The sequence below is a fragment of the Olsenella profusa DSM 13989 genome, assembly GCF_030811115.1.
GTDB lineage: Bacteria > Actinomycetota > Coriobacteriia > Coriobacteriales > Atopobiaceae > Olsenella_F > Olsenella_F profusa.
The window spans coordinates 176,548-201,982 of sequence record NZ_JAUSQK010000001.1; the positions used below are offsets into that span (position 1 = coordinate 176,548).

Below are 25,435 nucleotides of genomic sequence, written 5' to 3' on the forward strand. Positions count from 1 at the left end.
CCTATTCCGTGAAGCCGGCGTCCACGAGCAGTGGGCCGGCAAGGCCGTCTGCGGCACGCGTGGCCAGCTCGTCGCAGCGCTCGTTGAGCTCGGTGCCCACGTGCCCCTTGACCCATACCCACTCGACCCTGTGCGGCTTGATGGCGCGGAGCATGCGCTTCCAGAGGTCGGGGTTCTTGACGGGCTGCTTGTTCGCGCCCTTCCAGCCCTTCTTGGCCCAGCCCCAGATCCATCCCCTACCCATGGCATTGACCAGGTATTGCGAATCGGAGTGCAGCTCCACCGAGCAGGGTTTGAGCAGCGACTCCAAGGCCACGATGGCTGCCAGGATCTCCATGCGGTTATTGGTGGTGCGCGTGTAGCCGGCACTCAGCTCCTTGCGATGGAGGGCGCCCGTCGCATCGGTAAAGAGCAGCACGGCCCCATAGCCCCCAGGGCCGGGATTGCCGCGCGACGAACCGTCCGTCCACACCACCACATGAGGCAGGTCGGACACGTCTGCCACGGCGTCGGGATGCGCTGCGGCGAAGTCGTCGAAGCTGGCCACTACTTTGCCTCCGCCCAGGTGGCCCCATATGAGACCTCGGAGATGAGCGGCACGCGCAGCTGCACGATGCCCTCCATGGTCTCCTTGACCAGCTGGGAGAGGGCCTCGATCTCGCCTTCGGGCACCTCGAAGTCCAGCTCGTCGTGAATCTGCAGCACGAGCTTGGACGCGAGACCCTCCTCGCGCAGACGCTCGGCCACCTGGTTCATGGCGATCTTGATGATGTCGGCGGCGCTCCCCTGCATGGGGTGGTTCATGGCCGTGCGTTCGGCAAAGCTGCGCAGCTGGAAGTTGCGGCTGTTGATGTCCTTCGTGTAGCGGCGACGCCCGTACATGGTGGTCGCATAGCCCAGCCTGCGGGCATCGGCGATGCTCTGGTCCAGATAGACGCGCACGCCAGGATAGGCCTCGAAGTAGCGGTCGATCATCTCCTGGGCCTCACCACGACCGATCTTGAGCGAGGTCGAGAGGCCATAGGCCTGCTGGCCATACACGATGCCAAAGTTGACGGCCTTGGCGCGGCTGCGCAGCTGGGGCGTGACCTCCTCCACCGGCACACCAAAGACGCGCGACGCCGTGGCGGCATGGAAGTCGGCCCCTGAGTTGAAGGCGGCCACCAGGTGCTCGTCCGCCGAGAGGTGCGCGAGCAGCCTAAGCTCGATCTGCGAGTAGTCGCAGGCGAGGAACACGGAGCCCTCGGGCACCGTGAACGCCGTGCGCACGCGATGGCCCAGTTCGGAGCGGGTGGGAATGTTCTGCAGGTTGGGATCGGAGCTCGAGAGGCGCCCCGTGGCGGCCACGGTCTGGTTGAGCGTCGTGTGGATGCGCCCGTCCCCCTTGATGTCTGCGGGCAGCGCGTCGAGGTAGGTGCTCTTGATCTTGGCACGCTCGCGGTAGTCCAGCACCATCTGCACGCGCTCGTCGCGCGCCGCGAGGTCGTCGAGCGTCTTGGCGTTGGTGGAGTAGAAGCCCTTCTTGGTCTTCTTGAGACCAAAGGTGGGCAGCCGCCACACGTCGAAGAGGATGTGGGAGAGCTGCTGCGGGGAATCGAGGTTGAAGTCCTCCCCCGCCTGAGCCTTGATCTGGGCGACCATGGCGTCCATCTCGGCACCCAGCTCCTTGGACTGCCGACGCAGGATGGACGGGTCGACGGCAAGACCCGTGCGCTCCATGGCCAGAAGCACCAGCAAAAGCGGCATCTCGACCGTCGTGAAGAGTCCCAGGCAGCCCTCGGCTTCGAGGGCTTTGGCGAGCGGGGCGCACAGCTCACGGGCGAGCCAGGCGTCGATGGCGGCCTGGGGGATGTCGTCGGTGGCCTCCGGTGCCCGGATGCCCAGGAGCTCTTGGGCGAGCGCGGCCGGCCCATAGCTCGTACGGTCGCTCTCGCGCAGGTAGTCGGCCACACTCGTGTCAAAGATGCGCGCAGGGTCCACCTCCGTGGGAACGAGCGATGCCTCCTGGGAGGAGTCGAGCGGGCAGGCAACGTGCAGCACCGCCTTCACATCGGGAGAGGCCATGTGGCCCTCCCTGCCCAGACGGCAGATAACCGCGGTGGCCGCATCACCCACGAACGGGAGCAGGGCGTCTCCCGTGGCGATCCACACGCGCACCGGTGCCATGCCCTCGAAGAGCGAGGCCTGGCCCTGGCGACGCGCGGACTCCTCCACGGCAGCACCAATCCAGTCCCCACCGGTCACCGCCCTGTCAAGGGCCGCGGCACCGTCATCGCCCGCGAGCGCCCTCGGCAGGGCGGCGCCCTGTGGCACGGGGTCGCCGTCCTCGTCGGCGCCCCCCGCCAGCCTGGCAAGGCGGCGCGTGAGCCCCGTGAAGCCCAGCGCAGCGAAGGCCTGCGTGACCTCGGCGGGATCGAACGTGGGGAACTTGGCGTCCGCGAGCCTGACGTCGAGCGGCACGTCCGTGCGAATGGTGGCCACCGTGCGGGAGAGCAGGGCGTCGTCGACATGTGCGCGGAGGTTCTCGCCCATCTTGCCCTTGACCTCGTCCGCATGGGCAATGACCTCGTCGAGGCTGCCATACTGCACGATGAGGGCCGCAGCCTTCTTGGGACCTATGCCCGGCACGCCGGGGATGTTGTCTGAGGAGTCCCCCTTGAGGCCATAGAAGTCCGGCACCAGCTCAGGCGTGATGCCATGGTAGAGGTCATCCACAGACTCTGGTGTCATGATGGACACGTCCGAGACGCCCTTCCGGGTGGAGACGATCTTCACGTGCTCGGTGGCCAGCTGGTACATGTCGCGGTCGCCAGTGAAGAGGTACATCTCATAGCCGGCCTCCTCGCCCTCGCGTGCGAGCGTGCCCAGGATGTCGTCGCCCTCCCAGCCCTCAAGCTCCACCACGGGGATGTCCAGCGTATGGAGCAGGTCCTTGACCATGGGGAACTGCTCGTGCAGGGCCGGATCCATGGGAGGGCGTTGCGCCTTGTATTGGGGCAGCATGTCGATGCGCACCTGGGGCTTGCCCTTGTCGAACGCGCAGATGACGCCGTTCGGCCGGAACGACTCCACCATCTTGACGAACATGTTGAAGAAGCCAAAGAGGGCGTTGGTGGCACGACCATCCGGCGCGCTCATGGGCTGGCGGATGGCATGGAACGCGCGGTGCATGAGCGAGTTGCCGTCGATGATGGCGATGGTGCGACGCTGCTCGGTGGCAGGGGAATCTGACATGGGCGCTCCTCGTGAGGTTGCATGTGGTCCCCTCACATTGTAGCGGGGTCAGGCGACGGGCCAGGGAGAGGGGCGGCCATCCACGGGAGCCATCCATGGCTGCGGGTGCGCATTCCCCGCCCTGTGGGTGCGAATCGGGCCGTGTGGGTGCGAATCGGGCCGTGTGGGTGCGAATCGGGCCGTGTGGGTGCTTTTCTCCTGCGGACGGCCCACAAAATGGCAGGTCGCGGGAGGACCGTCCGGGAAAAAAGCACCCACACGCAGCAAAAGGCACCCACATGCAGCAGGTTGATCATCCCATCCCTCATCTGCAGGACGTTAAGGTGTCATTTGTCAAATCTGCCGGTGGTAGTAAAAAAGAAAGTCATCTGACGGTACCAGAATCGCACGTAGAGTGAACGGTACATCCCACGGGAGAGGTGGCACGGAACGGGGGCACATATGCCATGGAGGACCTGATGAATCGCATGGGTATGGCTGAACGTGCTGGTCTGCTGTATGCACCCACCTGCAAGGCCGAGCAGAACGCGCTTAAGGGTATGACCAACGGTAGTGTCATCACGCGTCCCTACCCTGGGATGTTCGCCCGTGCCCCCAGCTGGGATGCCCTGACCGTCTCCGAGCGGCACCTGAGGATGATGCGCACGCTCGCGCGCATGCACCCGGATTGGGTGTTCTGCGGCCCCAGTGCCGCCCTTGTCCTCGGTTTCGACGTCTCGAACTCATGCATGCATCGGCTGCATCTCGTATGCTCCGGTGAGGCTTCGAGGCGGAATACCGCATCGGTCATGTGGCATCATCTGCGTGATATGAAGGTGATGACCGTCGGGGGGATGAGAGTCTCCTCCGCCGAACGGACGATCGTCGATTGTATGCGTTGGCTCGACTTCTCGCGCGGCCTTGCCATTGCAGACTCCGCCCTGCGCGTATGCGCGAAGGATCAGGACTGGCTTCTGGCACGCTGCCACGCGGTTGACCGGCGGACGCATGGGCTCCGTCAGGCAAAGCTGGTGGCGGCATATGCGGATGCGCGGGCGGAGAGCGGCGGCGAGTCCATTGCTCGCGCAGCGATGATCGAAGAGGGCTTCTCCCTGCCGATGCTGCAGGTTGAGATACCTGATCCCCTCAGCAGCACGCCACATCGTGTTGACTTTCTGTGGACGCTCGCAGACGGGCGGTGGGTGCTTGGGGAGTTCGATGGGCGGGAGAAGTATCGCAACCCGCGCATGACGCGGGGGAAGGATGCCGTGGACGTGCTTGCCGACGAGCGCCTGCGCGAGTCTCATCTGACACTTGGTGGCAGTGTGGTGCGCTTCTCCTGGCAGGACATGAGGAATCGGCGCCGCCTTGCGCACCTTCTCACGGCATATGGCATCCCACATGAGCGTGAGCCCCGGCGGCTCGACCTACGCCCTCTCGATTGCCGGAAGATTTGAGCCACAGGAGACGAGGCCAGCCGTTCCCGTGGATGCTCTTCTCTCCATCCGTGTGGGTGCGAATCGGGCCGTGTGGGTGCGAATCGGGCCGTGTGGGTGCGAATCGGGCCGTGTGGGTGCGAATCGGGCCGTGTGGGTGCTTTTCTCCTGCGGACGGCCCACAAAATGGCAGGTCGCGGGAGGACCGTCCGGGAAAAAAGCACCCACACGTAGCAAAAGGCACCCACAGGGCAGGAAATGCGTACCCGCAGAGGACTGGCATGAAGGAAGGGGACGTCACACCAATCGAGTGCGTGGCGGTTGCGCACGGTGCTACATTGATAGGCATGACAACGGCTCATGTCCGCATGGCGCGAGGAGTCCCCATGTTCTGTCCCACCTGCAGTGTCGCCATCGAAAAGACGGCCCCGACACCGGAGGCGTCTGGCACGCCGAAGCGCATGCGTCCCCTCCGACCCCTCGTGGCGATCGCCATCATCCTCAGCATCACCGCCGTGGACATCGTCGGATATCTCGTCTGGAGCACGCTCGCCCAACCCAAGACGGTGCAGGTGAGCTTTCAGATTGACGCCCCTGGGTATGGCGCGACGACCGATCCCAAGATCCCATTGCACCTCTCGGGCACGACATTGGAGGGCACGTCCGTCGACGGGAACGTCTATCTCAGCGACATCTCGGACACCGTTGTCGTGCAGCCAGGCAGCCACACCGTCACGGCACCATAGGAGGCGACGAATACGACAGGCTGCTCGACGCATCCAGGCGCTATGCGCAAGGCGGTGGGACCAGCCAGGACAGCATAGACAGCCCTGTACAAAGGACGCAGGAGCAGCGCAGACAGATGACCCCCGCCACCTACACATGCTCGACCGAGTCGCTCGCCGTGGGGAGGACCACCTCCACCTACGTGCAACTGGAGAGCTCCAAGGACGACGCCTATGGAGCCTATGACGACAAGGTCACATACTTCCAGGATGGCATCATCTGCATCCTGAACATAGCCTATCAGATCAACGGTGGGGCGCATGGCTGGCAACAGGTCACCACAACGATCGCGAACGTGGACGCGCGCGGTCGTCACTGTCGCAGAGGCCGTGGGTCTCTCCGATGGCAGCCTGAACTCCCTGTGCCGCAAGGTCCTGGCAGACGATCTCGCCAGAAATCCCTCCGACCTGTATGGAACGGACCTCTCCCAACTGCTCGGCGGAAGGAGCAGGGCCGACCATGTGGGCTCGGACCTCGAGTACTGCCTGACGCCTAGCGGCATGCGCGTATGGACGGGACCATACCTCGTGGGCAGCTTCGCCTCGGGCTATAGGAACATCCCGATCTGCGACCTCACGGGCACCCATGCGAGCGTGGGCGCGGCGCGCGAGGAGCCACCCACCCTCGACGGCACGGGCACCATGACCGGCGCCAACCCCATGCGAGCTAGGGCCTGAGCGCTGGCATGGCCAGCTCGTGGCCGTGCGCAGGGCACGCCGGGGACACGGTTTATTCGTGAGCGTTGACGAAATGCACGCGTCGGCTCGGCACGGAGGTTTTCGTGCTGTCACAATGGCGAGACAGGGCTACTGTAGCCTGCCTGGCAGCGGTTCGAAGGCACCATGTTGGCGGGCGCCCACACCAACCCTAGGTGGCTCCCATGCCACGGATGGAGAGGAAGCACGTATGTCACACGACAAGGTCACGGAAGAATACGGGAGTCTGCTCTTCACCGATGCGGACATGCAGGAGCGCCTGCCCAAGCCGACCTACAAGGAGCTCAGGCGCACCATCAAGGAGGGCAAGCCCCTCGACCTGCACGTTGCCAACGAGATTGCGCATGCCATGAAGGACTGGGCGCTCGAGCAGGGTGCCACGCATTTCACACACTGGTTCCAGCCCCTCACCGGCATCACCTCCGAGAAGCACGACTCCTTCATCACTCCCAAGGGCGATGGAACCATCCTCATGGCCTTCTCCGGCAAGGAGCTCGTCCAGGGCGAGCCCGACGCCTCCAGCTTCCCCTCCGGGGGTCTGCGCGCCACGTTCGAGGCCCGTGGCTACACCGTGTGGGATCCCATGAGCCCCGCGTTCATCAAGGACGAGGTCCTCTGCATCCCCACCGCCTTCATCTCCTACACCGGCGAGGCACTCGACAAGAAGACGCCGCTCATGCGCTCCGAGGTGGCCCTCGAGAAGCAGGCGAAGCGCATGCTCAGGCTCTTTGGCAAGCAGCCCCGACGCGTCTGCACCACCGTCGGCCCCGAGCAGGAGTACTTCCTCATCTCCGAGGAGGACTACAAGGCCCGCCCCGACCTCATCCTCACCGGACGCACGCTCTTTGGCTGTGAGCCCGCCAAGGGACAGGAGCTCGAGGAGCATTACTTTGGCGCCATCCGCCCCTCCGTCAATGCCTTCATGAAGGAGGTCGACGACGAGCTCTGGAAGCTTGGCGTGCCCCTGAGGACCAAGCACAACGAGGTCGCCCCCTGTCAGCACGAGTTTGCCCCCATCTTCGAGCAGGGGCCGCTCGCCATCGATGACAACCTGCTCACGATGGAGAAGCTCAAGCTCCTGGCCACGCACCACGACCTCGCTTGCCTCGAGCACGAGAAGCCCTTCGACTACGTCAACGGCTCCGGCAAGCACAACAACTGGTCCATCTCCGCCGACGGCGAGAACCTCCTCGAGCCAGGAGCCAGCCCCGAGGACAACCTGCAGTTCCTCGTCGTCCTCGCCTGCCTGGTCGCCGCCGTTGACGAGCACGCCGACCTGCTGCGCGCAAGCGTCGCCTCCGCGGGCAACGACCGTCGCCTCGGTGCCAACGAGGCGCCACCGGCCATCATCTCCGTGTTTTTGGGCGATGCCCTCACGCCCGTCGTCGAGGCGCTCATCAAGAAGGAGCATGCCGAGAGCCAGGATCGCGAGGAAATCGACCTCGGCGTCCCCGCGCTGCCCAACGTCCTGCGTGACAACACCGACCGCAACCGGACCTCGCCGTTCGCCTTCACGGGCAACAAGTTCGAGTTCCGCATGTGCGGCAGCCAACAGAACCTCTCCGATCCCAACGTCGTGCTCAACACCGCTGTCGCCGAGCAGTTCGACCGCTTCTGCGCGTACGTCTCCGAGCGCTCCGACGAGGCCTTCCCAACCGTGGCCATGCGCTTCGTGCGCCACACGTTCCGCGACCATGAGCGCATCCTGTTCGACGGCAACGGCTACGCCAACGCATGGGAGGCCGAGGCCGAACGGCGCGGCCTGCCCAACCTCAAGAGCACCGCCGATGCCCTGCCCTGCCTCATCAAGCCCGAGAACATCGCTTTGTTCGACAGGTATGGCGTCCTCAACGAGAGCGAGTCGCACGCGCGTTATGTCGCGGCAGCCGAGCAGTATGCCAAGCTCATCAACATCGAGGCCAACACGATGAGCTACATGGTGCGCCACATGTACCTGCCTGCGCTCATCGACTACTCCGGCGAGCTGGCGACCGCCGTCGCAACCAAGGCCGAAATCGGCATCACCGGCCGCTCCGAGAAGGAGCTGACACGGCGCATCACCGACGGTATCGATGCCATCTCAGATGCCGTCGCCACCCTGGAGGCCAAGAACAAGGAGGCCCGCTCCATCGAGGACTGCGGGAGACAGGATCGTGTGTACCACGACGAGGTGCTGCCCCTCATGGAGGAGCTGCGCACGCACGTGGATGGCATGGAGCGCTTCTGTGGCCATGATTGGTGGCCCGTGCCCAGCTACAACAAGATGCTGTTCTACGTATAGGGCCTCGTATAGGGCATCGCGTCCGAGGTCATCGGGGCTGTCCGCGCCTCGGTGCGCCCATCTTCTTCCGCATCGTGCGAGGGGGATGGGTGAGGTTTTGGCTGCATGACGATCAGAGTCCCAGAAATGCCCGCGTGCCAATGAAGATGAGCAGATGCCTCCAAGGGAGCTCGGCATCGTCACCGAGCAGGTGCCCCAGACGACGGCCGATGGCCAAGCCCACGACGCAGCAGGCAGCTGTCATCACGCCGATCACGCTGGCGGCGAAGGCATCCATGGACAGTGCCAGTCCCAAGACAACGACCTCGACCGCCCCCACGTGTCCCCTTCCTCGTCACGAACCTCCCTTGGCCCACCATGCAAAGTCCTACCATCATACCCAAGGCACACCCACCCCGACCATACCGTCCCCCGTCCCTCCGAAGCGTCACAAAGGAGCTACACTGCCGATAGTTGTCGAAACGAGGCCTCACCATGCCCGCACTCATAGCGCACCATCTCTTTGGCGAGGAGGCCGCACGGCTCTTGCCCGAGGACATGCTCGCATGCGAGGAGGAGACGGTGGCATTCCTCCTTGGCAACCAGGGTTCCGACCCCCTCTACCTCCGCTTCCGCGCGCTTCCACAGATCAATGCCCATGTGCACCAACTGGCGCTGCGCATGCATGGCACACATGCGCTGGACGCCCTTCTCTCGTCGCGAGAGTCCGTACTCCATCTGCATGAGGGGGACAGGAGGACCGCCCGTGCCTTCGTCCTGGGCCTCCTGGGCCACTACCTGCTCGACAGCCGCACACACCCCTTCGTCTATGCCCAGGAGAACGCCCTCTGCGACATGGGCGTCGGCCTTCGGGACGCGCATCACGAGGTGCATGCCCTCATCGAGGGTGACATCGACAGCTGGCTACTCTGGAGCATGCGTGGCAGAACCACCGCGGAGATACCATCGGAGAGCTACCTCGCCTCCACGGCGCACATCGAGCGCATCGCCGGCACGCTTCTCTCGCAGGTGGCCTTCGAGGTGTATGGCCTCTCGATCGATGCCAGGCAGTATGGCGCCAGCGTACGTGACTATCGCACGGCCTATCGCCTGCTCGAGCCCGCTGGCTCGCCCACTCAGAGGGCGCTCGCGAGCCTGGAGCGCCTCGTCAGACCCCACTCCATGGCATGCGCCCTCGCCCACATGCCCAGCGCAAGCGACACATGCGCCGCTGCGAACCTCGAGCATCACGTGTGGCATGATCCCAGCACGAACGAACCCAGCACCGCAAGCTTCGCCGATCTGTTCCAAGACGCCCTCGCCGAATGGCCAGACCTCTGTGGGGCATTCGTCAGGGGCGACCTCAAGGCGCTCCAGGACCTGGTGGGTTCCCGCAACTATGACGGCGTCCCCACAGAGGGGGGTCGGGCCGTGTAGCGTCCCCCGGATGCGTGGGTGGCCTCTCGGGCATGGCTGCGACATCGTCCTGCGCCGGCCGGAACTGGGTGACAAGGGCACGGTAGCCACCACGGGCCAGATACTCTGCGGCATCCATGCGCTCCCCGCGCTCATGCGCCTGGATGAGGCGCCTGCGGAACTGCTCCTGATGCTCCATGAAGGCAAGGCGATGCTCATGGAGGATCGCACGGGGATCCTCGTGGCGCATCACGAGCTGCCCGAGGGCCTCTGCCGGCTCCGCCACGCGCACGACCGCCGTCACGATGGGAATGAACAGCACCGTGAGCGCCGAGTCCAAGAGCAAAAGGACGAGGATCGTAGCCACCAGACGAACCAGCGGGAACGACGACCCCTCGCTGCTCTCGTTCATGAAGTGCCAGACCACCTCGGGTACCGCCCGACCTGGCACCAGGCTCGCCAGGAACGGCGCAAGCGTCGCCGTGAGCAGCATGACGGTGAGCGGAGAAGACTGCTGCCAAGGCTCCCCCTGATCGCTAGCCCAACAACGTCCCACACAACCGCAGGGGCACCCCAGAACGCATGTCGCGGCCGTCGTGGCATGTGTCTCGCCGCAGTCTACCCTTCGGGCGGCATCCCAGACGCCAGGATGGCGTCGAGCGCGCCCTCGTCAAGGACCGGCACGCCCAGCCGCTGCGCCTTGGCGAGCTTTGACCCTGCGTTCGCGCCCGCCACCACATAGCTCGTCCTTTGCGAGACCGAGCCGGAGACCTTGGCACCATGCTCCCTGAGGCGCGCGCCAGCCTCGCTGCGGCTGTACTTCTCCAAGGTGCCCGTCAGCACGAAGGTGAGGCCCGCCAGGCCCTGGGGACGCTCCGGCTCCTCGCCGAAGCCCTCCTGTTCGAGCGACACGCCGGCGGCGCGCAGTCGCTCGATGACGGCCACGTTCTCGGGTATGGAGAAGAACTCCACCACCGTCGCGGCAATCTTGGGACCGATGCCCTCCACGCAGGCGATGTCCTCCGCCGATGCCATGGCCAGGGCCCGCATGCTCCCAAAGTGGCTCGACAGGAGCGCGGCAACGTTGGATCCCACGTGGCGGATGCCCAGCCCAAAGAGGACGCGCGCAAGGCCCGCGCGCTTGGATGCCTCGATCTGATCCATGACCTTGGCCGCGATGGTACGCCCCACGAAGATGGGGTCTCCCTTGAGGTGGTCTCTCGTGCTCGTCTCATAGCTGCGCCCGGTGTCCACCGCTGCAAGCGTGTCCGCGTCCAGGCGGTCGTAGTAGTCGGCCACATCCGAGAGCAGGCCCTGCTCCACCATGCGACCCACCAGCTCCACGCCCAGGCCATCGATGTCCATGGCGCCTCGACTGCCCCAGTGGATGAGGCGCTCGGTGGCCTGGGCCGGGCAATCGATGGACACGCAGCGGAAGGCCACCTCCCCCTCGTCGCGCACGACCGGGCTCCCACAGGCGGGACAGGTCGTCGGCATGTCCCAGAGTGGGCGGGCCTCATGCGCGCCCCTCATGGCTCCCTCAAGAATGGGACCAACGACCTCGGGAATCACATCGCCGGCCTTGTGCACCACGATGGTGTCGCCCACACGCACGTCCTTGCGGCGCACCTCGTCGATGTTATGGAGCGTGGCGCGTGCGATGGTGGATCCGGCCACCGTCACGGGATCGAACTCGGCGACCGGCGTCAGGACGCCCGTACGGCCCACCTGCACGCGAATGGCGCGCAGCACGGTACGCCGCTCCTCGGGCGGGAACTTGAAGGCGATGGACCAGCGTGGGGCGCGCGCCGTGAAGCCGAGCTCGCCCTGGCCGACAAAGGAGTCCACCTTCACCACCACACCATCGATGTCGTAGTCGAGATCCTCCCGGTGTGCCAGGGCGTTGGCACAGTACTTATGCACTTCGGTCGAGCTCTCCATGCGACGGGCGTGCGGGTTCACCGAGAAGCCGCAGTCCTTGAGCCAGGCGAGGAAGTCGTGCTGGGTGCCCACGGCGATGGGCCTGCTATCCGCCACGGCATAGATGAAGGTCCTGAGGTCGCGCGCACCCGTGACCGCGGCGTCCTTCTGGCGCAGGCTGCCCGCGGCCGCATTGCGCGGGTTCGCGAAGGGCTGTCTGCCCGCCGCGTCGTTCTGCTCGTTGAGGCGCACGAAGCTCGCCTTGGGCATGTAGACCTCGCCACGCACCTCCACGCGCTGGCCAAGCCCCCCGTCCTGGATCTTGGCGAGGCCGGCGCGGGCGATGGTGCGCGGAATGTCCCTGATCGTGAGGGCGTTGGCCGTCACGTTCTCTCCGGTGGTGCCATCCCCTCGCGTTGCCGCACGCAGGAGCTGGCCATCGCGATACGTGAGCGCTATGCCCAGGCCATCGATCTTGAGCTCACAGGTGTAGGCCGCAGGATGGTCGGGCGTCACGCCGAGGGCCTCGTCCGTGCGATCCAGCCACTCGTCGAGCTCATCCAGGTTCATGGCGTCATCGATGGAGTACATGCGTCGGGCGTGACGCACGGGCTCGAACTGGTCAGAGACATACCCTCCGACATTCTGGGTATAGGAGTCTGGGCTTACCAGCTCGGGATGCTCGGCCTCGATGGCCTTGAGCTCCACCAGATAGCGATCGAACTGGGCGTCTGTCATCTCCGGCGCATCGAGCGCGTAATAGGCATAGGCGGCACGGCTCAGAATGCGGTTGAGCTCGGCCGCACGCGCGGCGGGGGTCGTGGCACCCCCCTGGTCGGACGCGTGGTCCCTCGCCTGCCCCGTGCCAAACAGAGGCATCCGCTCGTCATCCGCCATATGCGCTCCCATCGACCAAGCCATCCGTGCATGCATCTTCCCTAGGATACCGCCCGGTGCTCCCCCGTGCGGCGCGGCGTTCGTGCAGGGGCATGGCAGGGGCATGGCCATGGTGGCCAGGCCCCTGCCTCACGCCGATTGGCGATGCCCTATCGGCTGCTGTCGCTACCGCCCCTGCCGCTCGAGCCCGACCCGCTCGAGTCGCTCGTCTTGCCATTGTCGGAGCCCAGCGTCACGGCGATGTCCTGGGACTGGCCATCACGCATGACGGTCACGGTGATGGTGTCACCGATGTTATGTGAGCGAACAGCTAGGATCATGCCATCCGCCGACGAGATCTCCTCGCCATTGACGGCCGTGATGACGTCACCCACCTTGACGCCCGCCTTGGCAGCAGGGCCATCGGAGGTGACGGAGGAGACATAGGCTCCCTGGTTGACAGAGAGATGGTTGCGCTTGGCGACGCGCGAGTTCACAGTCTGCATCGAAAGGCCAATGTAGGCATGCTCGACCGCCTTGCCGCTGATGATCTGGTTCGCGATATTCATGGCATAGTTGCCCGGAATGGCGAAGCCAATGCCCGCAAACGACTCGGTATCCGAGGAGAACAGCGTACAGATGCCCACGAGCTTGCCCTCATCATTCACGAGCGCCCCACCGGAGTTGCCGGGGTTGATGGCCGCGTCCACCTGGATGAGGTTGGTGTAGATGGTCTGACCGCCGGAGGAGTTCAGCAGCGTGTTGCGCGCAAGCGAGCTCACGACGCCTGAGGAGACCGATTGGTCAAGGCCGAACGGGCTGCCGATGCTCATGACCCAGTCACCCACGACAAGCTGGTCGGAGTCACCGATCTCCATGGGGGTGAGCGTGGTGTCACCAAAGTCGGCATGGATCACGGCGATGTCACTCGAGGAATCGGTGCCCACGACCGTGGCATCGAAGCTCTTGCCGTCCAGGTTGATCGAGACGTCATCGGCACCATTGACCACATGGTAGTTCGTGACGATGTTGCCGCTGGTATCCAGGATGACCCCCGAGCCGAGTCCCGCGCCCTTCTTGTTGGTCACGTAGACGGAGACGACGGAGGGCAGGTCCTTGGCGGCGACCGCCTTGGCGACCGAGGTGTCCTCGCCATCACTCGTGATGTTGACGGTACGACCTGCCGCGCTGTTGGTGGTGTTGATGACCTTGGTGCCACCGATGACGCCCGTCAGGGTGAGCACCAGCACGAGCAGGCCGGCGCCCACGACGCCGCAGACGGCGCCAATGAGACCCGCGCGCAGGCCTCCCGCCATGGGCTTGTGGGGCTTCTTCTGCTTGGGCTTGGCGGTCCGCTGCTGCGGCGCACCGGGAGCAGGGACGGACTGCTGCTGGGAGGTGGTTCCCGTCGCAGCCGCGGCCTGCGGGGCCGCCTGGCCCGCCACCTGCTGCCGGGGGGGCTGTTGGGTTGGTTGCACGGGCCGCTGCTGGTAGCCATAGGGCTGCGGCTGAGGGGCTGGGCTGGGCTGGGCCGCCTGGTAGCCTTGCTGGGGCTGTGCGGCATACTGGGGCGCGGCCACCGGCTGCCCCTGGCAAGACGCCTGGCCCCCCTGGGCAGGCTGCTGCGGAACGCCTGCCTGAGAGGTCCCGCTCTGGTTCGTGTCGCTCATGGTTGCACGCTTTCTCTCTCCCTAGGCCAAGCACGCTGCCCGACCTCTCTGGGGACGAATCCCACTTTTTCATATCCTACGATTGTAGGTGTCAAGAGGGCGGTAGGAAAATCCCGACATCAGCACCAAAGTCTCCCATAAAGCTGCTCTAAAGCTTGAAGAGGTACCCCACGCCACGCACGGTGGCGATGTGCGAGGCGATGTGCGGCCCCACCTTGGAGCGCACACGACGAATGTGCACGTCAACCGTACGTGTGCCACCGCAGTACTCAAAGCCCCACACGCGATGCAGGAGCGTCTCGCGCGAGTACGCACGCGAGGGGTGCGTGGCCAGAAAGGACAGCAGCGAATACTCCATGAGCGTGAGGTCAACGGGCTCGTCGTCGATATACACCTGATAGGTGGCGAGGTTGATGGTCATGTTGTCGACCGTCACCACGTCGGAGGGGGTGCTCTGGTCGCTCGGCCAGAGCAGCAGGGCGCAGCGCACCTCGAACTCCGCCTGGCTCGCATCGGCAATGATGAAGTCGTTCCTCCCCTGTACGGGAAGATGGAGGTTGGAGAGCTGGCTCGCGTCCTGGATGGCCAGCACCGGAATGCAGCCGTTCTCCGAGACATAGTCGTCAATCTCGTTGACCGTCGCCTGGCTGAGGCCGGCAAAGTCCACTATGACGAGGTCGAACTCATGACCGGAGCGAATCGCCTGCGAGAACGTCTCCGGGGTGGTGGGCAGGATCGAGACATCCAGCGAGCGCCTGAGCTCATGCATGTGACTCATGTAGCGTGAGGTCTTGGAAACCAGGAGAATGTTCTTGTGGTGCATCCGTGCTCCCCGTCTCATCTGCATCATCATAGTCATCCAACGGTCGGAGAGGGCCGTTATCGAGCCTACCACACATCCTTGGCCACACATCGTCGTATACAGGCAAACCGGTACGACAGTGCGCAAGGGTTCCACAATTGCGACCCGACGGGCAGCCGATGACATGCATGGCGCACACGACGCCCCCTACCGAAGGCTTCCCAGAAACTCACGCGTGCGCGCCTCACGGGGATGGTCAAAGACGTTCTCGGGCAGTCCCTGCTCGACCACGACACCCCCCTCCATGAACACCACGCGATCGGCCACGGCGCGCGCGAAGCCCATCTCGTGGGTGACCACGACCATGGTCATGTCCCCATTGATGGCGAGGTCCTGCATGACGGCAAGCACCCCACGCACGAGTTCGGGATCAAGCGCCGAGGTGGGCTCGTCGAAGAGCAGTACCTTGGGATGCATGGCCACCGCACGTGCGATGGCCACGCGCTGCTGCTGACCGCCCGAGAGCTGAGGTGGCTTGAACTCGGCTCGGTCGGCGAGGCCCACGGCATCGAGCTGGCGCAGGGCCTCCGCCTCGGCCTCCTCATGCGCCATGCCGAGCACGCGCATCGGGCCCAGCATGACGTTCTGCTTGGCCGTGAGGTGCGGAAAGAGGTTGAACTGCTGGAACACCATGCCGAGATCGCGTCTGATCCTGGTCGCCTCCGCCTTCGTCGCGCCCGTGATCTCCCGATCGTCCACAAGGATGTGGCCCGAGGTGGGCGTCTCAAGCAGGTTGATGCACCGCAGCATGGTTGACTTTCCCGAGCCTGAGGGGCCCAGGATCACCACGATCTCGTCGTTCCACACGTTGAGGCTCACGTCGCGCAGCACGGGCGTGGCACCGAAGCTCTTGCCCAGATGCTCGATGCGAACGACTGGGTGCTCCCCTTCCGTGAAGTGATGGTTCGAGAGGTGCCTATCGTGATCGAAGGCGACACGCGCCGCCTCCTCGGAGGCGAGCGGGGCGGGAGTCGCCCTGGCAGACGCCTGCCCAGAGGCACTCTTCCTCCTAAAGGGCATCATTGGTACCTCCATCGGTTACGACATGTGGGCCAAGGGGCGCCAGGAGCGACCGCAGTGCCGAGGGCCGCCCGGCCGAAGCCCTGGCCCGATCGGACTCTGCGGCGGCACCCGCATCGACGCCTGTGGCCGTCCCCGCATCGGAGGGGGCCGATGCCCCCTCCTCGACCGCGGGGCGGTCCCCGCCACCTCGTTCGGCCGTGGCCATGCGCCGCTCCACGGAGCTCACGAGCTTGATGAGCGGCAGCGTCACGATGAGGTAGTAGATGGCCGCCGCGATGTAGGGCGTGATGTTGCCCGTGGTGTTGCTGATGTTCTTGGCAAACATCATGAGCTCCATGACGCCCACGGATGAGAGCAGTGACGTGTCCTTGTACGAGGTGATGAAGTCGCTCGTGACGGTGGGAATCACGCGACGGATCGTCTGGGGCAGGATGACCCACACCATGGTCTGCAGGGGACTCATACCCAGCGAGGAGGCGGCCTCGTACTGGCCATCCGGTATGGACTGGATGCCGGCACGATAGATCTCGGCCTGGTAGGCGGAGGAGTTGATGGCCACCACGATGACGCCAAGGACCACGTTGTCGATGTTGACGCCCATCATGGGCAGGCCAAAGAACATGAGGTAGATCTGCAGGAAGAACGGCGTCCCTCGCAGCACGTTGACGTAGAGGGACGAGAGGCCACGCAGCACGGCATGGCGCGAGATGCGCATGAGGGCGAACACGAGCCCCAGCAGGATGGCACAGGGGTAGGCACACAGCACCAGCACCAGGCAGAGCAGCCAGCCGGGAAACAGGCGCGCGAATGACGTCACCAGGATCTGGGGCTTGAGGAACGTGCCCAGGAAGGGCACGGAATTCCACGCGGCGACCCAGGCCTGGTCATCCAGCCATGTGACCGTCGCCTGCAGCGGCGTGATGGCAATGGTGTGGATGCTGGGCGAGGCGGGAATGACACCCGCAAGGCCCATCGCCGTCTCATAGCCTCCCGATACGGCGAAGTCCCCACCACCGCTTGGGAAGCGCATGTTCGTGGCCTCGATGCGCAGCAGAGAGCCGTCCTGCACGGGCGTGTCGAAGGTGACCGTGAGCGTGGAACCCTCCACGCTCACGGTCGTGGGAACCTCAAGGCGGTCGAGGCCAGAGAGCACCGTCACGCGCGTGCTGGCATGCTCGAGGCTGGAGCCTTCGGGCAGCTGAAGGGTGACGGACGAGACGCCATCGGCCACATGGACGGTTCCCTCCCAGGTGAGGCGCGTATCGATGCCGCCGATGATGGAGTCGCCTCCCTCCTCGTTGGGGCGTGCCGTCGCCTTGCCGACGGTGATGCTGCCTGCGCCCGACGAGTCGATGGCGTCGTCACCCGTGGAGAGCGTGGCGACATCTGACGAGGACGCACCGCCGAACCACTTCTTGTCGAGGGCGTCGATGGTGCCGTCGTCACGGCATTGCTGCAGGGCGTCGTTGAGTGCCTCGGTGAGGCTGGGGTTGTCCTTGGAGACCACGAGCCCAAACTGCTCGCCCGTGGGCACCTGCAGTGCGATGCGGAGATCGGTGAACGAGTTCATGCACTCGTACCGCATCACGGGGAGGTCGGCGATCGTGGCCGTGTAGAGGCCGCTCTGCACGCCCGTAAGAGCGGCGATGGCGTCGTCGAGGGCAACTATCTGGGCGTTGGGCAGGTTCTCGCGCGCCCACTGGTCGGCCGTCGTGCCCGATTGCACGGCAATGGTAGCGCTGGGCACATTGAGGCTCTGATAGTCGCGCGCCACGGCGTCGGAGGTGCCGGCGGGCGTGACGATACCCAGGTTGGAGTCGATGTAGGGATTGGTGAAGTCGACCTCCTGCAGGCGCTCGTCCGTGATGGTGAGGTTGGAGGCGCCCACGTCGGCCTTGCCGCCCTGCCTGATCATGGGAATGATGGAGTCGAACTTCTGTGGTGGCAGATACTCGCAGGTAAGGCCCATCTTTGCGGCAAGCGCCTGCATGAGCTCCACCTCATAGCCCGCCGGCGCGGCGGCATCGTCCATGTAGTCGAAGGGAGGGTTTGCCAGATCGGAGACGACGGTGAGCGTCCCTGGTGTCACCGTGGTGTAGGCGGGCGCCTGTGCCCCGCTCGCCCCCTGGTCGTCCTGCCGTACGCCGCACCCCGCAAGGAACGGCACGAGCGCGGCGACGACCAGCGCAAGTGCCATGGCGAGGATCGGGTGCCCCGTCTTGCGATGGGCCCTTCCGTGCGTGCCATGCGCAGTCTGCATGCTGGACCTCCCCGAGGCGGACCATGAATCACCAATCGGAAAGTTGAAGGAAATTATACCAGCAGCTGATTATGGCTTCGTTACCTTATCGTGTACCTGAATAATACCTGGGGTCATTATGCGTATGACCGTATCAGGCACACACCCGATGCGGGGCAAGGGGTGCGCAGGCAGGGCGGTGCGTTTCCTAGATGCCAACGTAGTAGGTCGTACGCTCCCAGTCCGTGACGACGGAACAATACTCATCCCACTCGCTCCACTTCTGCTCCACAAGGTAGTCGCAGATATGGTCGCCCAGCGTCTCATGCATGAGCTCGCTCTTGTCGAAGCTCTTGATGGCCTCGCCCAGGTTGCGCGGCAGGCGATGGATCCCCCGGCGCGTGAGCTCGGCGTCACTGAGCTTCTCGAGGCCCGAGAACGACTCCTCGGGCAGCTTGAGACCCTCCTCGATGCCACGGACCCCGGCGGCCACGCTCGCGGCGATGGCAAGGTAGGGGTTGGCGGCGGGATCGGGATTGCGCAGCTCGACCCTCGTCGCCTGATGCTTGCCCGGCTTGTGGGTGGGCACGCGCACCAACGCGGCGCGATTCTTGCGCCCCCACGTGGTGTAGATAGGCACCTCGCCGTTGGGGATGAGGCGCTTGTAGGAGTTGACCGTGGGATTGGTGACCAGGAGGAACTCGGGCGCATACGCGAGCAGCCCCGCCACGTAGCTCTGGCCAAGCGGCGAGAGGTGCGCGGGATGCCCCTCCTTGGGGCCCCAGAAGAGGTTCTCCCCATCGTGGTTGAAGATGGACTCGTAGAGGTACATGCCCGAGCCCGAGAAGTCCGAGAACGGCTTGGGCATGAAGGACGCCATGAAACCGTGCTCGTTGGCCTCGCGGCGGATCACGAGGCGCGCGGTCATGATGTTGTCCGCCGCGGTGATCGCCTCGGCATAGCGCAGCTCGATCGCGTTCTGGGAGGGGGCGTTGCTGTGATAGGAGTACGAGACGGGAATGGACATCCGCTCGAGCGAGAGCGTGGTCTCGCGACGGATGTCGGTGGCGAAGTCGGAGGACGTGAGGTCGAAGTAGCCGGCACCATCCACCGTCTCGGGGATGTCGGAGTTCCGGTCGTGCAGGTAGAAGTAGTCGAGCTTGGGGCCGACGTTGATGACATAGCCCTTCTCGTCCGCCTGTTCGAAGATCCTGCTCAGCACGGAGCGCGAGTCGCCGGCGAACGGCTCGCGACTCGGCGTGCGCACGTCACAGAACATGCGCGCGGCGGCATGTGCCTCGGGACGCCACGGCAGCACCTGAAAGGTGGTGGCATCAGGGAAGGCCAGCATGTCCGACTCCTCCTGCGAGACGAAGCCCTCGATGGACGAGCCGTCGAAGCCGATGCCCTCCATGAACGCCTCCTCGAGGTCCTCCGAGGAGATGGAGAACGACTTGAGCTTGCCCAAGACATCCGTGAACCACAGCTGCACGAAGCGGACGTTGCGCTTCTCTATGGTCCGCAGGACGAAGTCGATGTTCCTGTCATCACTCATGGGCCCTCCTCGGCCTCGCATACAGAGACGGTCTCATCACCTTGACCTTGACAGAGTCATATTACGTCACTGTTTCGAGCCGGGCCAACCACACGAGCGGTCACACGTGCGCCATCTAGCGGTCGTGTCGCGCGTCGAGCGCGCGCTCCGCATCGGCGACCATGGACTTGGCAACCGTGCAGCTACCCCTGCCCGTACGACGCACCGAGCAGCTCGCGGCGGCGGAGCAGTCGGCACAGTCCCCTCCCCTGTGGCGCACCAGCGAGCGAATGCACAGCAGCAGCACGGCCAGTACGGCACCGATGACGATGACGTTCGCAACCATGGCGGTTTCCTCCCTATCGTTAGTCTAGGGTTACTATACCCAGCCGTGCCACGTTGGTCACATGGGATAGAGGCGCGATGGGACGGGGAGGGAAGGGCGGGGCGTACCGATCGCGTCGCAGGACGGCCCGTTTGCCGTTCGCCCAAGTGCCTGTGCAACCGCAGGGCGCCTCCCCATAGAATGGGAGGCGGCTGCCCCCGCTCATCCCCAGGGCGACCGATCGCGCGCCCCAGACAAGCGAGGCCCCCATGGAACAGACCCACCAGATGCCCGTCGGCGATGACCTCAAGTATGCACGCCTGCTCTCCCAGCGCTTTCCCAACCGACAGGCCACCATGAGCGAGATCATCAACCTCAAGGCCATCCTCACGCTGCCCCGTGGCACGGAGACCTTCATGAGTGACATCCATGGCGAATACAAGGCCTTCCGGCACATACTCAACAACTGTTCCGGCATCATCCGCGAGCAGGTGCGCATCATCCTCTCCTCGGAGCTGGACGCGCACGAGCAGGCCGAGCTGAGGACGCTCGTGTACTATCCCCGCGAGAAGATCGACCGCGTGCGGCAGGAGGGCGGGCTCACGGACGAGTGGTACCTGGAGAACCTCCACCTGCTCGTCCGTCTCGCCCGCTGGATCGCGGGCAAGTACACGCGCTCCAAGGTGCGCAAGGCCATGCCCCAGGAGTACGCCTACATCATGGACGAGCTCATGCATGCCACGCGCGACGAGGAGCGCGTGCGTCACAGCTACCACCTGTCCATCCTGCGCTCCGTCGTGGGCACCGGTGCCGCAGACGACCTCATCGAGGCCTTCGCGAACCTCATCAAGCGGCTGGCCGTCGACCGCATGCACGTGGTGGGTGACATCTTCGACCGTGGCACCCATGCCGACAAGGTCATGCACACCATCTCGCACCTGCCCTCGGTGGACGTGCAGTGGGGCAACCATGACATCGCCTGGATGGGGGCAGCGGCGGGGTCCACGGCCTGCATCTGCTCGGTCGTGCGCACCTGCGTTCACTACGGGACCCTTGCCACGCTCGAGGTGGGCTACGGCATCCCCCTGCGCGAGCTCGCCCTCTTCGCCAACGAGGCCTACCGCGCCGACGATGCGCTCGCCCCCATCGAGAAGGCGATCGACGTCATGCTCTTCAAGGTGGAGGGACAGACCTACCGCCGCCATCCCGACTGGCGCCTGTCGGCTAGGAGGCTCCTTTTAGACAAGATGGACCCGACCCGCGGCACCGTGCGCGTCGGCGACCGCGAGTGGCCCCTCAGGACCTGCGACTTTCCCACCATCGACCCAAGTGACCCATACCGCCTGAGCGAGGGCGAGCGACGCGTCCTCGATGGCCTCACGACGGCGTTTCGTGAGTCGGACCGCCTCCACCGCCACGTGGCCTTCCTCTACGAGCAGGGGTCGATCTACCGTGTGTGCGACGGCAACCTGCTCTTCCATGGGTGCATCCCGCTCGAGCCCGACGGGACCTTCTCCACGGTCATATGCGAGGGCAGGCCCTACCGTGGCAGATCCTACCTGGACTTCTGCGACAGGGTCGCGCGACGTGCCTGGACGCTCGGCGACCAGGTGGCGCTCGACTGGATGTACTACCTCTGGTGCGGCGCCCACTCGCCGCTCTCCGGCCGTGTGGTCAAGACGTTCGAGCGCTCCTTCGTGTGCGACGAGCGCGCCTGGGAGGAGCCGCGCGACCCCTACTTCGACCTCAGCGACTCCGCTGGGACCTGCGAGCGCATCCTGGCCGAGTTCGGCCTCAAGGGACCCGGCTCCAGCATCGTCAACGGGCACACCCCTGTGCGGGCCTCCGCCGGCGAGAGCCCCATCCGCGCAGGCGGGCGCAAGCTCATCATCGACGGCGGCTTCTGCAGCGCCTATCACACAAGGACGGGCATCGCCGGATACACGCTGGTATCGGGCTCCCACGCCCTGCGCATCAAGGCGCACCGCCCCTTCCTGGGCGTGGAGGCGGCGCTCGACGACAACGCGGACATCCTGAGCGACAGCGACGTGATCGACCGCCATGCCCATCAGGTCCTGGTGGCCGAGACGGACAAGGGCGCGATCATCCGCTCCCGGATTGCCGACCTCGAGGCGCTGACCCATGCCTTCGAACAGGGCACCATCCCCGAGCATGGGCTGAGCGGCGGCACCTTCGCGGTAGGCCGCTGACCTGACGACGCTGAGCCCACGGGATCGCGCGGGCCGAGCCTGTGGGTGCCAATCGCTGCGTGTGGGCGCCCTTCTCCACTCGTGTGGGCGTCGATCGATCCGTGTGGGTGCGAATCGGGCCGTGTGGGTGTCTTTCTCCCGCGGACGGCCCACAAAACGGCAGGTCGCCAGAAGCCCGTCCGGGAGAAAGACACCCACACGCAGCAAAAGACACCCACATGCAACAGAAAGCACCCACACGGGTGGAGAAAGGTGCCCACACGAGAGCTGCGGGCAAACGGGCCTCGGTAGCTCGGACCCTCAGCCATGCCATGGAGGTGGGGCCACTCGCATGGCAAGTGGCCCCACAGTCAGCGCGCAGGGTTGGACAGGCATGACCGTCCTTACTGGGCGAGCGTGGCACCCAGCTCCTTGAGCTGCGTCAGCGCGTCGTCATCAGGCGCGAGGTTGGCGATGACGGTGCCCACCACCGTGACGCCCGCCTCCTCCGCAGCCTCCTTCCAGCTGTCCATCCACTCTCCCGTGCCCCAGTCGTAGCTGCCGAAGAGCGCCACGGGCTTCTCGCCGAGGGCGGGGACGCAATCGTCCCACAGCTCCTCGAAGTCGGGGTCAAGCTCCTCGGAACCCATGGCGGGACAGCCAAAGGCAAAGGCATCGTAGCCTGCCACCTGACCGGCATCGAAGTTGTCATACTCGACGGCCTCGGTACCGGCGCCCTCAGCCACGGCATAGGCCATCGTCTCGGTGTTGCCGGTCTGTGAGAAGTACACCACCGCTACCTTGCTCATATCGTCTCTCCCTAGAAGCTCGGTTCTCCTGTCAGATGGGGGCGAACGCGGCTACCGCAGGTTGTAGAAGGCATCCCTGCCTGAGAACTCGGCGGACTCCGCCAGCGCATCCTCGATGCGCAGCAGCTGGTTGTACTTGGCCACGCGGTCGGAACGCGCGGGGGCACCGGTCTTGATCTGGCCCGCGTTGGTGGCGACGGCGAGGTCCGCGATCGTGGTGTCCTCGGTCTCACCGGAACGGTGGCTCACGATGCAGGTATAGCCGGCACGCTGTGCGACCTGCATGGCCTCCAGCGTCTCCGTGAGGGTGCCGATCTGGTTGACCTTGATGAGGATGGCATTGGCGGCACCCAGCTCGATGCCCTTCTTGAGGCGCTCGGTGTTGGTGACGAAGAGGTCGTCGCCCACGAGCTGAACCTTCCTGCCCAGACGCTCGGTGAGCTTCACCCAGCCGTCCCAGTCCTCCTCGGCCAGGCCGTCCTCGATGGAGACGATGGGGTACTTGTCGACGAGCTCCTCCCAGTAGTCGATCATCTCGTCGCTGGTGAGGGTACGGCCCTCGCCCTTGAGCTCGTAGGCACCGGTCTCCTTGTTGTAGACCTCGGAGGTGGCGGGGTCCATGGCGAACATGAAGTCGCGACCCGGCTCGAAGCCCGCCTTACGCACAGCGTCCATGAGGTACTCGAAGGGCTCGGCGTTGGTCTTGAGGTCGGGGGCAAAGCCGCCCTCGTCGCCCACACCCGTGGAGAGCCCCGCATCCTTGAGGACGCCCTTGAGGGTGTGGTAGACTTTTGCGCTCCAGGCAAGCGCGGTCTTGAAGTCGGGCGCACCGACCGGCATGATCATGAACTCCTGGAAGTCCACGTTGTTGTCCGCGTGCACGCCGCCGTTGAGGATGTTCATCATGGGGGTGGGCAGCGTGTGGCCATTGACGCCCCCCAAGTACTCGTAGAGCGGTAGGTCCTGCGCGGTGGCGGAGGCACGGGCCACGGCCAGCGAGCAGCCGAGGATGGCGTTGGCGCCGAGCTTGGCCTTGTTGGGCGTACCGTCGGCGGCGATGAGGGCGTGATCGACGGCACGCTGGTCGGAGGCGTCCAGACCGACGATGGCCTTGGCGCACTCCTCGTTCACGTGGGCGACAGCGTTGAGCACGCCCTTGCCCATGTAGCGGTCGGCGTCGCCGTCGCGCAGCTCGACGGCCTCGAACTCGCCCGTGGAGGCACCGGAGGGAACGATGGCGCGTCCCACGGAGCCGTCTGCCAGAGCCACCTCCACCTCGACGGTGGGATTGCCGCGGGAGTCCAGGACCTCGCGACCGTAGACATCAATGATCTCACTCATGGCTTGCCTTTCTCTTGTGGCCCGCAGGCCTCCGATGCGCTGCTACTTTAATACCCAGTGACTAGTGGGAATTACCGGAACGGAGGGCGTTCCCTCGAAGAAGGCACACGAGCGCCCCGGGTCTGTCTGTGACGCACTTAGATTGTATACTATAGCTAACTTATCGGCAACGGGGGAGATACGGGCTCTATATGAGCAGTGCCATGTATAGCTGCTCTGGTAGAGCCAATCGCTGAAGGCCAAGACATTGTTTTCAGGATAGACCATGGCAAACGGGAGGAACTCCATATGCTGGCACCCTAACGACAATGCGCTTGCGGCACCGCTCGTCCCATCCATCCTAGGCCCCCTGACGTTGGCGGGCCTTCGCCTCCTCCAGCGATATGACAGGGATGTCTTCCTCCAGATATGCCCTCAGCTCGGGGATGCCCTCGCCCGTCGCGTTGTCCACCAGAAAAATTCGCTCGCAGCAGCAGCTCTCGAGCCACTGGCGCACCATGGGCACGTTCGCATTGGGTGCGTTGATCTTGGTGATGATGCCGATGAGCGGACGGTTGAGAAACGCGTTGCAGTTGGGCGCGAAGACCGTGAACGGTTCGTTTGCAGCAATGAGAATGGCCACGACATCGGACTCGAACGAGAAGCAGGCCAAGCCCACACCCACCTGCTTGGACTCCGAATACTCACCAGGTGTGTCGATAGTGTCGCCATGGGCATAGGTATACTGCGTCTTGTGATAGTGCAGCTCCTCGCCACGCAAGGCCTGGATGAGGGACGTCTTTCCCGCCTCGCTACGTCCCATCAGGAACAGTCGCTTCAT

20 protein-coding genes are annotated in these 25,435 nt (G+C 64.8%); 6 read left to right on the forward strand and 14 right to left on the reverse strand.

The window, feature by feature from the left end; genetic code table 11:
• Position 1: 1 nt before the first annotated feature.
• Positions 2-547, reverse strand: coding sequence for a ribonuclease HI (rnhA, locus tag J2S71_RS00770; RefSeq protein ID WP_370873194.1), 546 nt, complete (start codon positions 545-547; stop codon positions 2-4).
• Entirely contained in the window at positions 547-3,234 is a 2,688-nt protein-coding gene (polA, locus tag J2S71_RS00775) for a DNA polymerase I (protein ID WP_307388156.1), read from the reverse strand. Before polA ends, rnhA begins: the two co-directional genes overlap by 1 nt.
• Positions 3,235-3,707: 473 nt before the next feature.
• Between polA and J2S71_RS00780 the strand changes: the two genes are divergently transcribed.
• The 4 genes from J2S71_RS00780 to J2S71_RS00795 all read left to right on the forward strand — a co-directional run bounded on the left by J2S71_RS00780 (position 3,708) and on the right by J2S71_RS00795 (position 8,432).
• Positions 3,708-4,670, forward strand: a complete 963-nt coding sequence (locus tag J2S71_RS00780) for a hypothetical protein (RefSeq protein ID WP_307388157.1) — start codon at positions 3,708-3,710, stop codon at positions 4,668-4,670.
• A gap of 365 nt (positions 4,671-5,035) precedes the next feature.
• A complete protein-coding gene (locus tag J2S71_RS00785; protein ID WP_307388159.1) occupies positions 5,036-5,395 on the forward strand; it encodes a hypothetical protein in 360 nt (119 codons plus the stop codon).
• A 369-nt stretch (positions 5,396-5,764) separates the two neighbouring features.
• Positions 5,765-6,112, forward strand: coding sequence for a hypothetical protein (locus J2S71_RS00790; RefSeq protein WP_307388160.1), 348 nt, complete (start codon positions 5,765-5,767; stop codon positions 6,110-6,112).
• A 229-nt stretch (positions 6,113-6,341) separates the two neighbouring features.
• The gene (locus J2S71_RS00795; protein ID WP_021725193.1) at positions 6,342-8,432 is read left to right on the forward strand and encodes a glutamine synthetase III family protein; all 2,091 of its coding nucleotides are present in this window, start codon (positions 6,342-6,344) and stop codon (positions 8,430-8,432) included.
• Positions 8,433-8,544: 112 nt separating this feature from the next.
• Here the strand turns inward: J2S71_RS00795 and J2S71_RS00800 are convergent, their stop codons facing one another.
• Positions 8,545-8,751, reverse strand: a complete 207-nt coding sequence (locus tag J2S71_RS00800; RefSeq protein ID WP_021725182.1) for a manganese efflux pump — start codon at positions 8,749-8,751, stop codon at positions 8,545-8,547.
• A gap of 155 nt (positions 8,752-8,906) precedes the next feature.
• Between J2S71_RS00800 and J2S71_RS00805 the strand changes: the two genes are divergently transcribed.
• The gene (locus J2S71_RS00805; protein ID WP_307388165.1) at positions 8,907-9,848 is read left to right on the forward strand and encodes a hypothetical protein; all 942 of its coding nucleotides are present in this window, start codon (positions 8,907-8,909) and stop codon (positions 9,846-9,848) included.
• Here J2S71_RS00805 and J2S71_RS00810 read toward each other — a convergent pair.
• The 8 genes from J2S71_RS00810 to J2S71_RS00845 form a co-directional block, all read right to left on the reverse strand.
• Positions 9,775-10,320: a hypothetical protein gene (locus tag J2S71_RS00810; RefSeq protein ID WP_307388167.1), complete on the reverse strand. Its 546-nt coding sequence runs from the start codon at positions 10,318-10,320 to the stop codon at positions 9,775-9,777. The two genes, J2S71_RS00805 and J2S71_RS00810, sit on opposite strands and share 74 nt — an antisense overlap.
• Before the next feature lie 125 nt (positions 10,321-10,445).
• Positions 10,446-12,644 carry an NAD-dependent DNA ligase LigA gene (gene ligA, locus J2S71_RS00815; RefSeq protein WP_307388169.1) on the reverse strand — a complete coding sequence of 733 codons (2,199 nt, stop codon included), beginning with the start codon at positions 12,642-12,644 and terminating at the stop codon, positions 10,446-10,448.
• Positions 12,645-12,793: 149 nt separating this feature from the next.
• The gene (locus J2S71_RS00820) at positions 12,794-14,293 is read right to left on the reverse strand and encodes a S1C family serine protease (RefSeq protein ID WP_307388171.1); all 1,500 of its coding nucleotides are present in this window, start codon (positions 14,291-14,293) and stop codon (positions 12,794-12,796) included.
• Between the two features lie 148 nt (positions 14,294-14,441).
• Positions 14,442-15,116: a winged helix-turn-helix transcriptional regulator gene (locus J2S71_RS00825; RefSeq protein ID WP_307388173.1), complete on the reverse strand. Its 675-nt coding sequence runs from the start codon at positions 15,114-15,116 to the stop codon at positions 14,442-14,444.
• Positions 15,117-15,302: 186 nt separating this feature from the next.
• A complete protein-coding gene (locus tag J2S71_RS00830) occupies positions 15,303-16,175 on the reverse strand; it encodes an amino acid ABC transporter ATP-binding protein (protein ID WP_021725186.1) in 873 nt (290 codons plus the stop codon).
• On the reverse strand, positions 16,165-18,438 hold the full coding sequence (locus J2S71_RS00835; protein WP_307388174.1) for an ABC transporter substrate-binding protein/permease: 2,274 nt from the start codon (positions 18,436-18,438) through the stop codon (positions 16,165-16,167). The genes J2S71_RS00830 and J2S71_RS00835 overlap by 11 nt, the downstream gene beginning before the upstream one ends.
• A gap of 187 nt (positions 18,439-18,625) precedes the next feature.
• A complete protein-coding gene (locus tag J2S71_RS00840) occupies positions 18,626-19,972 on the reverse strand; it encodes a glutamine synthetase family protein (RefSeq protein WP_307388176.1) in 1,347 nt (448 codons plus the stop codon).
• Between the two features lie 115 nt (positions 19,973-20,087).
• On the reverse strand, positions 20,088-20,297 hold the full coding sequence (locus J2S71_RS00845; protein WP_021725187.1) for a hypothetical protein: 210 nt from the start codon (positions 20,295-20,297) through the stop codon (positions 20,088-20,090).
• A gap of 248 nt (positions 20,298-20,545) precedes the next feature.
• On the opposite strand from J2S71_RS00845, the gene J2S71_RS00850 reads away from it, so the two are divergent.
• On the forward strand, positions 20,546-22,486 hold the full coding sequence (locus tag J2S71_RS00850; protein WP_307388177.1) for a fructose-1,6-bisphosphatase: 1,941 nt from the start codon (positions 20,546-20,548) through the stop codon (positions 22,484-22,486).
• Positions 22,487-22,869: 383 nt separating this feature from the next.
• Here the strand turns inward: J2S71_RS00850 and J2S71_RS00855 are convergent, their stop codons facing one another.
• From J2S71_RS00855 to J2S71_RS00865, 3 genes are all read right to left on the reverse strand, one after another.
• On the reverse strand, positions 22,870-23,274 hold the full coding sequence (locus J2S71_RS00855; RefSeq protein WP_307388179.1) for a flavodoxin domain-containing protein: 405 nt from the start codon (positions 23,272-23,274) through the stop codon (positions 22,870-22,872).
• A gap of 51 nt (positions 23,275-23,325) precedes the next feature.
• Positions 23,326-24,615, reverse strand: coding sequence for a phosphopyruvate hydratase (gene eno, locus J2S71_RS00860; RefSeq protein WP_021725190.1), 1,290 nt, complete (start codon positions 24,613-24,615; stop codon positions 23,326-23,328).
• 340 nt (positions 24,616-24,955) lie between these two features.
• Entirely contained in the window at positions 24,956-25,435 is a 480-nt protein-coding gene (locus J2S71_RS00865) for a EutP/PduV family microcompartment system protein (protein ID WP_307388181.1), read from the reverse strand.

Excerpts from the sequence above, each read along its gene's own strand:
- polA (WP_307388156.1), bottom strand. The coding sequence starts at position 3,234 with ATGTCAGATTCCCCTGCCACCGAGCAGCGTCGCACCATCGCCATCATC.
- J2S71_RS00780 (WP_307388157.1), top strand. The coding sequence starts at position 3,708 with ATGGCTGAACGTGCTGGTCTGCTGTATGCACCCACCTGCAAGGCCGAG.
- J2S71_RS00785 (WP_307388159.1), top strand. The coding sequence starts at position 5,036 with ATGTTCTGTCCCACCTGCAGTGTCGCCATCGAAAAGACGGCCCCGACA.
- J2S71_RS00795 (WP_021725193.1), top strand. The coding sequence starts at position 6,342 with ATGTCACACGACAAGGTCACGGAAGAATACGGGAGTCTGCTCTTCACC.
- J2S71_RS00805 (WP_307388165.1), top strand. The coding sequence starts at position 8,907 with ATGCCCGCACTCATAGCGCACCATCTCTTTGGCGAGGAGGCCGCACGG.
- J2S71_RS00810 (WP_307388167.1), bottom strand. The coding sequence starts at position 10,320 with ATGCTGCTCACGGCGACGCTTGCGCCGTTCCTGGCGAGCCTGGTGCCA.
- ligA (WP_307388169.1), bottom strand. The coding sequence starts at position 12,644 with ATGGCGGATGACGAGCGGATGCCTCTGTTTGGCACGGGGCAGGCGAGG.
- J2S71_RS00820 (WP_307388171.1), bottom strand. The coding sequence starts at position 14,293 with ATGAGCGACACGAACCAGAGCGGGACCTCTCAGGCAGGCGTTCCGCAG.
- J2S71_RS00825 (WP_307388173.1), bottom strand. The coding sequence starts at position 15,116 with ATGCACCACAAGAACATTCTCCTGGTTTCCAAGACCTCACGCTACATG.
- J2S71_RS00830 (WP_021725186.1), bottom strand. The coding sequence starts at position 16,175 with ATGCCCTTTAGGAGGAAGAGTGCCTCTGGGCAGGCGTCTGCCAGGGCG.
- J2S71_RS00835 (WP_307388174.1), bottom strand. The coding sequence starts at position 18,438 with ATGCAGACTGCGCATGGCACGCACGGAAGGGCCCATCGCAAGACGGGG.
- J2S71_RS00840 (WP_307388176.1), bottom strand. The coding sequence starts at position 19,972 with ATGAGTGATGACAGGAACATCGACTTCGTCCTGCGGACCATAGAGAAG.
- J2S71_RS00845 (WP_021725187.1), bottom strand. The coding sequence starts at position 20,297 with ATGGTTGCGAACGTCATCGTCATCGGTGCCGTACTGGCCGTGCTGCTG.
- J2S71_RS00850 (WP_307388177.1), top strand. The coding sequence starts at position 20,546 with ATGGAACAGACCCACCAGATGCCCGTCGGCGATGACCTCAAGTATGCA.
- J2S71_RS00855 (WP_307388179.1), bottom strand. The coding sequence starts at position 23,274 with ATGAGCAAGGTAGCGGTGGTGTACTTCTCACAGACCGGCAACACCGAG.
- eno (WP_021725190.1), bottom strand. The coding sequence starts at position 24,615 with ATGAGTGAGATCATTGATGTCTACGGTCGCGAGGTCCTGGACTCCCGC.
- J2S71_RS00865 (WP_307388181.1), bottom strand. The coding sequence starts at position 25,435 with ATGAAGCGACTGTTCCTGATGGGACGTAGCGAGGCGGGAAAGACGTCC.